Origin of the sequence: Streptomyces cucumeris (genome assembly GCF_024295805.1) — a bacterium.
GTDB classification, from domain to species: Bacteria; Actinomycetota; Actinomycetes; order Streptomycetales; family Streptomycetaceae; genus Streptomyces; species Streptomyces cucumeris.
The window spans coordinates 82,971-91,849 of the sequence record NZ_JANCLX010000015.1 but is presented as its reverse complement, the minus strand read 5'-3'; the positions used below and the strand labels follow the sequence as shown (position 1 = coordinate 91,849).

Annotated in this window: 7 protein-coding genes; 5 read left to right on the top strand and 2 right to left on the bottom strand. The window is 72.7% G+C overall.

Translation table 11 applies throughout. The features are described from left to right. Positions 1-74: 74 nt before the first annotated feature. Both NMK44_RS22300 and NMK44_RS22295 read right to left on the bottom strand, forming a co-directional pair. The gene (locus NMK44_RS22300) at positions 75-1,646 is read right to left on the bottom strand and encodes an HtaA domain-containing protein (RefSeq protein ID WP_254745793.1); all 1,572 of its coding nucleotides are present in this window, start codon (positions 1,644-1,646) and stop codon (positions 75-77) included. A 71-nt stretch (positions 1,647-1,717) separates the two neighbouring features. Continuing rightward, entirely contained in the window at positions 1,718-3,184 is a 1,467-nt protein-coding gene (locus tag NMK44_RS22295) for an HtaA domain-containing protein (protein WP_254745791.1), read from the bottom strand. 105 nt (positions 3,185-3,289) lie between these two features. Between NMK44_RS22295 and NMK44_RS22290 the strand changes: the two genes are divergently transcribed. The 5 genes from NMK44_RS22290 to efeB all read left to right on the top strand — a co-directional run bounded on the left by NMK44_RS22290 (position 3,290) and on the right by efeB (position 8,865). Continuing rightward, the gene (locus NMK44_RS22290) at positions 3,290-4,330 is read left to right on the top strand and encodes a heme/hemin ABC transporter substrate-binding protein (RefSeq protein ID WP_374215321.1); all 1,041 of its coding nucleotides are present in this window, start codon (positions 3,290-3,292) and stop codon (positions 4,328-4,330) included. Further along, a complete protein-coding gene (locus tag NMK44_RS22285; RefSeq protein WP_254745789.1) occupies positions 4,327-5,433 on the top strand; it encodes a FecCD family ABC transporter permease in 1,107 nt (368 codons plus the stop codon). The genes NMK44_RS22290 and NMK44_RS22285 overlap by 4 nt, the downstream gene beginning before the upstream one ends. After that, positions 5,430-6,308, top strand: coding sequence for a heme ABC transporter ATP-binding protein (locus NMK44_RS22280; protein ID WP_254745787.1), 879 nt, complete (start codon positions 5,430-5,432; stop codon positions 6,306-6,308). Before NMK44_RS22285 ends, NMK44_RS22280 begins: the two co-directional genes overlap by 4 nt. Before the next feature lie 104 nt (positions 6,309-6,412). Beyond that, complete coding sequence (gene efeO, locus NMK44_RS22275) at positions 6,413-7,552, top strand: iron uptake system protein EfeO (protein ID WP_254745785.1); 1,140 nt, start codon at positions 6,413-6,415, stop codon at positions 7,550-7,552. A 50-nt stretch (positions 7,553-7,602) separates the two neighbouring features. Then, on the top strand, positions 7,603-8,865 hold the full coding sequence (gene efeB / locus NMK44_RS22270) for an iron uptake transporter deferrochelatase/peroxidase subunit (protein ID WP_254745783.1): 1,263 nt from the start codon (positions 7,603-7,605) through the stop codon (positions 8,863-8,865). The last annotated feature ends 14 nt before the right edge of the window (positions 8,866-8,879 follow it).

The following is an 8,879-nucleotide window of genomic DNA, read 5'->3' as shown; positions in this document are numbered from 1 at the left end:
TCCCGGGGGGCCCCCCCCCCCGCACGGCGGGGGGCCGGGGCGCCGGGGGGGGGGGGGCCCCCCACGACACCGCGTCAGGATTCCGCGCCGACCGTGGAGCCGGTGCGGCGGCGGGCCGCCGCGAAGACGGCCGCGGCCCCGACCGCCACCATCGCCGCGGCCCCGCCGACCAGTGCCTCACCGGGGATACCCGCACCGGTGGAGGCCAGCGAGCCGGTGCCACCGCCCGTCGTACCGCCCCCGGTGACGGCTCCCGCGCCACCGTCGCCGCCGGTCGAACCGGAACCGCCGGTCCCGGAGTCGCCGTCCCCGCCACCGGTGTCCCCGGGCAGGCCGGCGCCCTTGTCGAGGGAGACGGTCACACTGACCGGGTCCAGCTTCTCGCCCGGCTGGTAGAAGCCGCCGAACGCCTTGGCGCCGTCGGAGGTGAGGGCGGCCGGGAGACCGCTGAGCGTGATGATGTCGTCCTTCGGCTTCAGCGCACCGGCCTTGGTGGTCAGCTCGGCCAGCCGGACGTCCTGGCTGGTGGTGACCTTGCCGGTGGTGCGGTCCTTGGAGCGCACATCGGCGATCAGCACGCCCTTGGAGCCGTTCACCTCGATGCCCAGATCACTGAACTTCAGGTCCAGCGCGCCCTCATGACCGGTGAAGCGGACGGCCCCGGCGAACTTCGCCTCCAGTGAGCCCTTGTCGGCGTCATGGCTGCCCCGGCCGTCGGGGAAGCGGTAGCCGTCCCCGCGCCGGGTGGCCCCACCGCTGAGAGCGATCTTCCCGTGGGCTATCGGTCCGGTGACGTACTTACGGAACCCCTCCTTCACACCCCAGTCGAGATTCCCGTCGGCCACACCGGGCTCCCCCTCGTCGGGGCCGGAGGTGGTGGGTGTGTCGGTCGGCTTGCCGGTGGGCCCGCCGGTGGTCGGGGTGGCCGTCGGGGTGGTGCTCGCGGTCGGGGTGGGGGTTGCGGTGGTCGGGGTGGTCGAGGGGGTGGGCCCGGCGGGGCCACCCGGGGTCACCGCCAGGGTGGCCGGGTCCAGCTCCTGGCCCTCGGGGTACATGTTGTTGAACGCCTTGGCCCCGGCGGCGGTCAGCTTGGTGGGGATCTTCGCGAACGTCATCCGGCCGCCCTCACCGGTCTCCGGACGCACCTGGGACAGGTCCAGGGTGGCGAGTTCGACATCGTCACTGGTCGTGCCGGAGGCGGTGACATCGGCGGTGATGGCGCCGGTGGTGCCCTTCGTCCGCACCGTGAGGTCGGCGAGGGCGAGATCGAGGGCGCCGTTGTGGCCGGTGAAGCGGACCTTGCCCTTGAAGGTGGTGTCCACGGCGTGGGTGGCGGTGTCATAGCTGCCGGTGCCGTCGGTGAAGGTGAACGGGCCGTTGTCGGGCGCCTGCCGGGCCCCGTCCGACACCTCGATCTTCCCGTGGGCTATCGGTCCCGTGACGTACTTACGGAACCCCTCCTTCACACCCCAGTCCAGGGTGCCGTCCTTCAACTCCAGCGCGGGGGCGCCCGGCGCCTCCCCGGCAGCGTGGGCGGGCAGCACCGCCACGGTGGCGCCGATGGCCGCGGCGGCGGCCACGGCCGTGGCGAGGGCGAGCACGGCGCGCGGTGAGCGTCTGCCGGGAGTGGTCTCGGTGGTGTTCATACGATGCCTCCTGATCGGAGTCGGAAGGAAAGAGGAGCGGGGAAGGGACAGGGGAACGAAGGGGGGTCGGTTCAGTCCGCCGACTCCGCCGACGGCCCGGTGGACGCCCGGGCCGACGCCCGCCGCCGCAGCACGGCGAACGCCACCGCCGCGGCCGCCAATGCACCACCGCCCGCCCCGGCGGCCCACGCCACGGTGGCCGTGGACGGGGATGAACCGCCGGACTCCGCCGCCGTCTTGGGCGATCCGCCGGACGGTGTCCGGCTGGTGGCGCCCGGCTCCGGCGCGGTGGCCGACGGTGCGCTGCCGAGGTCCGGCAGCGGGGGCAGCGCGGCCTTGCCGTCCACGGCGACCGCGAGCGAGACCGGGTCCATGGCGGTGCCCGCCCGGTAGAGGCCGCCGAACGCGGTGGCACCGCGCGCGGTGAGCTTCGCCGGGGCCTCCGCCACCGTGATCAGGCCGTGCTCCGGCCGGAGCCGCTTGACCGCGAACGTGGCCAGCGGCACATCGCGGTCGGTGGAGCGGCCGTCCGCCACATCGGCCGAGAGTGTGCCCCGGCCGTCGGCGATCCATACGGACACCCCGCTCAGCGCGAGGTCCAGCTTGTTGCCGCGGAACCGCAACCTGCCCTGGAAGTCGGCCCGGAGCGTGCCCTTGCGCTCATTGAACTCCCCCTTGCCACGCGGGAAGCGGAACAGCGCGCCACCGTCCTGCGCACCGTCGGACAGCCGCCACTCCCCCCGCGCGATCGGCCCGGTGACGTACTCGCGGAAGGTACGGCGCACCCCCCAGTCGAGGGCCGCCCCGGTGAAGCCGGGGTGCTTCCCGCGCTGGTCGGCCCCTTTCGGTTCCCGGTCGGGGCCGCGGGTGGCGCCGGGCGCGGGCTTCTTCCCGGCGACGTCCGCCGACAGGCTCACCGGGTCCAGCGCGGTGCCCTCGGTGTAGTAGCCCGCGAACGCAGTGGCGCCGCGCGCGGTGAGTCTGGCGGGCAGGTTGGTCAGCGTCACCGGGGAGCCGCCGCCGCGCATGTTCACCCCGCTCAGGTCGAGCGAGGCCAGCGGCACCTGGCTGGACCGGGTGACCGTACCGGTGCCCTTCGCCTTGCTGCTGAGATCGGCGTAGAGGGTGCCGCGGCCACCGGTGATACGCACCGTGGGACGACTGATGGTGAGGTCCAGTTCGTGGTCGCCGTTGGCCTTGCGGTGGCCGGTGAACCGCACCCCGCCCGCGTAACCCGCCCGGAAGGCACCGCTGTCCGGGTCGTAGGTGCCGCTGGCGGAGTGGAAGCGGAACTGGCTGTTGCCGACGGTGGCGGCGCCGTTCCGCAGGCTCCAGCTCCCCTGGGCGATGGGCCCGGTGACATAGCTCTGGAACGAGGACTTGATGCCCCAGTCCAGCCGCCCGCCCGCGACCGTGCGGTCCGCCGCGCGGGCCGCCGTCACCGGCAGGACGCCGGGCAGCGCCGCGCCCAGCAGTGCGGCGCACAGCACCGGTACGGCCCCCACGGCGGATCCGCGGAATGGCTTGAACGACGGCATCACGAGCCCCTTCCACACCTGGCGAAGATTGGTAAGGCTAACCTAAGCTACATCGCATCAGGTCGGAACAGCGCCATCGCGCGGAGAGGCTGACTCGTGGATCAACTGCCGTCGGAGTCACGGCACTTGCGTCATGGACCGCGTCCCACCGGGTGGCCGGCCGCCCTGCTGATCCCGCTGACCGTGCTGGCCCTGCTCGCCCTGAGCGGCTGCGGAGGGTCCGGCGGGGCCACGGAGAAGACCGCCGGACGCGCCCCGGCGGCCGACCGGGTGGAACCGCTGCGCGGTACGCCGAAAGCCACGCTTCCGGCCACCGTGCGGTCCGCCGACGGACATCGGGTGACGGTGCGCGCCACCGACCGGATCGTGCCGCTCAGCGGCTCGCTCTCCGAACTCGTCTTCACCCTGGGCCTGGGCCGCAACGTGGTCGCCCGGGACATCACCGCCACCTTCGCCCAGGCGGCGAAGCTGCCCGTGGTCACCCGCGCCCACGATGTCTCCGCGGAGAGCGTGCTCTCGCTCAAGCCCACCGTGGTGCTGGCCGACACCACCACCGGACCCGGCGAGGCCATCGACCAGATCCGGGACGCCGGGATCCCGCTGGTGCTGTTCGACCCGCCGAAGCGGATGTCCGATATCGACCGCAGGATCGGCGCGGTGGCCGCGGCGCTCGGAGTGCGCGGAGCCGGTGCCGAACTGGTGAAGCGCACCGACCGGCGGATCGCCTCGGTGCGCGGGGAGCTGCCCGCGTCCGGCCGCAAACCCCGTGTCGCCTTCCTCTACGTCCGTGGCTCGGCCTCCGTCTATCTGCTCGGCGGGCGTGACTCGGGCGCGGGTTCGCTGCTGGAGGCGGCCGGGGCGGTGGACGCGGGCAAGGCGTCCGGGCTCACCAAGGACTTCACCCCGATCACCAGCGAGGCCCTCGCCAAGGCCGCGCCGGACGCGATCCTGGTGATGACCAAGGGGCTGGAGTCGGTCGGCGGAATCGACGGGCTGCTGGAACTGCCCGGGGTCGCCGAGACCCCGGCGGGCCTGGACCGCCGGGTGGTCGCCGTGGACGACGGGGTGCTGCTCAACTACGGCCCCCGCACCGATCAGGTACTCGCCTCCCTGGTGGAGCAGTTGCACCCCGAGGACCGGCGTTGAGCGCGCCGCCGCGTCACAGCCCACCGGCACCGGACCTCTCCGCGGAACCGGCCCCGGCCGCCGGGGAGACCCGGCAGGGCCGCCGGACCGGCTGGCTCACCCTCGGGCTCGGCACCGCCCTGGCCGTCCTCGCCCTGCTGTCCGCGTCGATCGGCGCGTATGAGATCCCGCTGGGCGGCATGGTGGACTCCCTGCTGCACCGTGCCGGTCTGGGCGGCGCGGCGCTGGACCGGGTCGGCGAGAGCGTGCTGTGGAACGTCCGGCTGCCGCGGGTGGTGCTCGCGCTGCTGGTCGGGGCGTCGCTGGGCTGTGCGGGCGCGCTGATGCAGGGGGTGTTCGGCAATCCGCTGGCCGAACCGGGCGTGATCGGCATCTCGATGGGCGCCGCCGTGGGCGCGGCCGGTGCCATCGCACTGGGCCTGGACGTCCTGGGCAACTGGACGGTGACCGCGTTCGCGTTCGCCGCAGGGCTGCTGACCGTCCTCCTGGTCTACGCGCTGTCGCGGCTGGACGGCCGGACCGAGGTGGTCACCCTCATCCTCACCGGGATCGCGGTCAACGCCTTCGCCGGGGCGCTCATCGGACTGGCCGTCTTCTTCGCCGACAACGCCCAGCTCACCCAGATCACCTTCTGGCAGCTCGGCTCACTCGCCCAGGCCACCTGGCCGAAGGTGCTGGCGGTGCTGCCGTGCGCGCTGGCGGGTCTGGCCATCGCCCCGGCCTTCGCCCGGAAGCTGGATCTGCTGGCCCTCGGCGAGCGCCCGGCCCGTCATCTCGGGGTGGACGTCGAGCGGTTGCGGATGACGCTGATCCTCGTGGTGGCGCTGCTGACGGCGGCGGCGGTCGCCGTCGCGGGCGTCATCACCTTCGTCGGACTGCTGGTGCCGCATCTGCTGCGGATGGCGGCCGGGCCCGGACACCGCTTCCTGATCCCCGGCAGCGCCCTGGGCGGTGCGCTGGTGCTGGTGGCGGCGGATCTGGCGGCGCGCACCGTGGCCCAGCCCGCCGAACTGCCGCTGGGCGTGCTCACCGCGCTCTTCGGCAGTCCGTTCTTCTTCTGGCTGCTGCGCAGGACCCGGCGCAGACAGGGGGGCTGGGCATGAGGCGGCTGTTCACCGCGCGGGGACGCCGATCGCCCGGCCCGGTGGCCCCCGGCGCCGTGGTGGCCGAGGCGTCCGGGGCGCGGGTGCGGCTGGCGGGCCGCACGGTGCTCTCGGAGGTGGACCTGACGGTGCGGGCCGGGGAGGTGCTGGCGCTGGTGGGTCCGAACGGCGCGGGCAAGTCCACCCTCTTGGCCGCCCTGGCCGCCGATCTTCCGGTGGAGTCCGGGACGGTACGGCTCGGGGGGCGGCCGGTGGCCGAGTGGGCCCCGGCCGAACTGGCGCTGCGCCGTGCGGTACTCCCCCAGGCCACCACGCTCTCCTTCCCCTTCACCGTGGCGGAGGTGGTCCGGATGGGCCGCGCGCCGTGGGCGGGGACCGCGGCCGAGGACGAGGACGGGGAGGCCGTGGCGGCGGCGATGGCCGCGACCGAGGTGGACGGGTTCGCCGCGCGCCCCTTCTCCTCGCTCTCCGGCGGGGAGCGGGCCCGGGTGGCGCTGGCCCGGGTGCTGGCCCAGCGCACCGCCCTGCTGCTGCTCGACGAGCCGACCGCCGCACTCGATCTGCGCCACCAGGAGCTGGTGCTGCGGCTGGGCCGGGAGCGGGCGGCGGCCGGTGACGCGGTGGTGGTGGTGCTGCACGATCTGGGTCTTGCCGCGGCGTACGCGGACCGGACGGCGGTGCTGCACGAGGGGCGGGTGGTGGCGGAGGGGCCGCCGGAGCGGGTTTTCGACGCGGAACTGCTCTCCCGGGTCTACCGGCAGCCGGTGGAGGTGCTGCCGCACCCCCGCACCACGGAGCTGCTGGTACTGCCGCGGCGCGACGCACCACATGGCGAAATCTTTACCCGATGCAGACCAGATCATGGGAATCCATAGGAACTGTACAGGCAAGCCTCAGTTAAGTTAGGGCAGCCTTATCGGTTCCGTGCCGTTGGGTCCGACCGCCCGTTCCACCCCCTGAGCCTGCCTGGAGCCCCTGTATGCGAGCCGCTCGCACCTCCGTTGTCGCCGCGATATCGGCGCTGACGACGATCACCGCCGTCGCCGGCTGCGCCGAGAAGTCCGACGCCAAGGACTCCGACGCCGTCCAGGTGACCGCCTCCGACGACACGTGCGAGGTCTCGAAGACCTCCTTCCCCGCCGGGCATGTGAAGCTGGCCGTGGAGAACAAGGGTTCCAAGGTCACCGAGGTCTATGTGTACGCCCCCGGCGACCGGATCGTCACCGAGCGGGAGAACATCGGCCCGCACACCAAGACCACGATCAACGCCGAGGTCAAGGCCGGTAGCTACGAGATCGCCTGCAAGCCCGGGATGAAGGGCCACGGCATCCGCCAGAAGGTGTCCGCCACCGGCAAGGGCAAGGTTGCCAAGCGCGACCCCAGGCTGGACAAGGCCGTCGCCGCGTACCGCACCTACGCGCAGACCCAGGCCGACGAGACGCTGCCCGCGGTCGAGAAGTTCACCGACGCGATCAAGAAGGGCGACCTCAAGGCCGCCAAGAAGGCGTACGCCCCCTCCCGTATCGGCTGGGAGCGCACCGAGCCGGTCGCCGAGTCCTTCGGCGATATCGACCCCAAGGTCGATGTGCGCGAGGACGGTCTGGAGAAGGGCCAGAAGTGGACCGGCTGGCACCGGCTGGAGAAGTCCCTGTGGCAGGACAAGAAGATCACCGCGGCCGACAAGGACCTCGCCGACCTGCTGGTGAAGGACCTCAAGGACTGGCAGAAGCGGGTCGGCACCGCCGAGATCACCCCCACCGGTATGGCCAACGGCGCCAAGGAGCTGCTGGACGAGGTGCAGACCGGCAAGGTCACCGGTGAGGAGGAGCGCTACAGCCACACCGACCTGGTGGACTTCAAGGCCAACGTCGAGGGCGCCGAGACCTCGTACACCCTGCTGCGCCCGGTCGCCTCGCAGCGCAAGCCCGCCCTGACCAAGACGCTGGACAAGGAGTTCAAGGCGGTCGACAAGCTGCTGGACGGCTACCGCGAGGGCGATGGCTTCGTCTCCTACGACACCGTCTCCAAGGCGGACCGCAAGAAGCTCTCCGACGCGGTCAACGCACTGGCCGAGCCGCTGTCGCAGCTTGCCGCCGCCGTCGTCGTCGTCAAGAAGTGACGCCGCCGGACCCGTCCACGGAACGCCAACGCAGCAGGGAGAAGCCGGACATGACCGACGATGCCGTGACGAGCCCCTCACGCCGAGCCCTGATCGGCTGGGGAGGTGCCGGGCTCGCGCTCGGCGCCGCGGCCGCCGGGGGTACGGCGGTCGCCCTGGGCGGCGGTGACGGGGACACCACCCGCACGGTGGCGGACAGCGGCGCCGCGGTGCCCTTCTACGGCGCGCACCAGGCGGGCATCGCCACCGCGGTCCAGGACCGGCTGCACTTCGCGGCCTTCGATGTCACCACCGACGACCGTGACGCGCTGATCGCGATGCTCAAGGAGTGGACGAAGGCCGCCGCCCGGATGACCCAGGGCCACTCCGTCGGCGGCGGCGCGGTCAGCGACCTGGCGGAGGCCCCGCCGGACGACACCGGTGAGGCGCTCGGCCTCAAGGCGTCCCGGCTCACCCTCACCATCGGCTTCGGACCGGGGCTGTTCGAGGACAAGAAGGGCAAGGACCGGTTCGGTCTGGCGGGGCGCCGCCCCGAGGGGCTGATCGACCTGCCCGCGTTCCCCGGGGACAACCTCGACGCGGCCCGCAGCGACGGCGATCTGTGCGTCCAGGCGTGCGCCGACGATCCGCAGGTGGCGGTGCACGCCATCCGCAACCTCGCCCGGATCGGCATGGGCACGGTCGCCATCCGCTGGTCCCAGCTCGGCTTCGGCAAGACGTCCTCGACCACACCCGAGGCCCAGACCCCGCGCAACATGATGGGCTTCAAGGACGGCACCCGGAACATCCCGGGCACCGACGAGGCGGCGCTGAAGAAGCACGTCTGGGTCGGCGGGAAGGCGGGCCCGGACTGGCTGGTGGGCGGCTCCTACCTGGTGGCCCGGCGCATCCGGATGCATATCGAGACCTGGGACCGCACCTCGCTCAAGGAGCAGGAGGACATCTTCGGCCGGGACAAGGGCGAGGGCGCGCCCTACGGCAAGCAGCGCGAACGGGACGAGCCCAACCTCAAGGCGATGCTGCCCGACGCCCATGTCCGGCTGGCCCACCCGGACTCCAACGGCGGGGCGCGGCTGCTGCGCCGCGGCTACTCCTTCACCGACGGCACCGACGGTCTGGGACGGCTGGACGCCGGACTGTTCTTCCTCGCCTACCAGCACGACGTGCGCGACGGGTTCGTCACCGTGCAGCGCAATCTGGCGCGGCAGGACGCGCTCAACGAGTACATCCAGCACGTGGGTTCGGCGCTGTTCGCCGTTCCGCCGGGCGTCCGTGACAAGGACGACTGGTGGGGCCGGGCGCTGTTCTCCTGAGGGACTCTGCGAGA

Bases quoted from the DNA above. Each gene is read 5' to 3' on its own strand.
- NMK44_RS22300 (WP_254745793.1), bottom strand. From the start codon at position 1,646: ATGAACACCACCGAGACCACTCCCGGCAGACGCTCACCGCGCGCCGTG.
- NMK44_RS22295 (WP_254745791.1), bottom strand. From the start codon at position 3,184: ATGCCGTCGTTCAAGCCATTCCGCGGATCCGCCGTGGGGGCCGTACCG.
- NMK44_RS22280 (WP_254745787.1), top strand. From the start codon at position 5,430: ATGAGGCGGCTGTTCACCGCGCGGGGACGCCGATCGCCCGGCCCGGTG.
- efeO (WP_254745785.1), top strand. From the start codon at position 6,413: ATGCGAGCCGCTCGCACCTCCGTTGTCGCCGCGATATCGGCGCTGACG.
- efeB (WP_254745783.1), top strand. From the start codon at position 7,603: ATGACCGACGATGCCGTGACGAGCCCCTCACGCCGAGCCCTGATCGGC.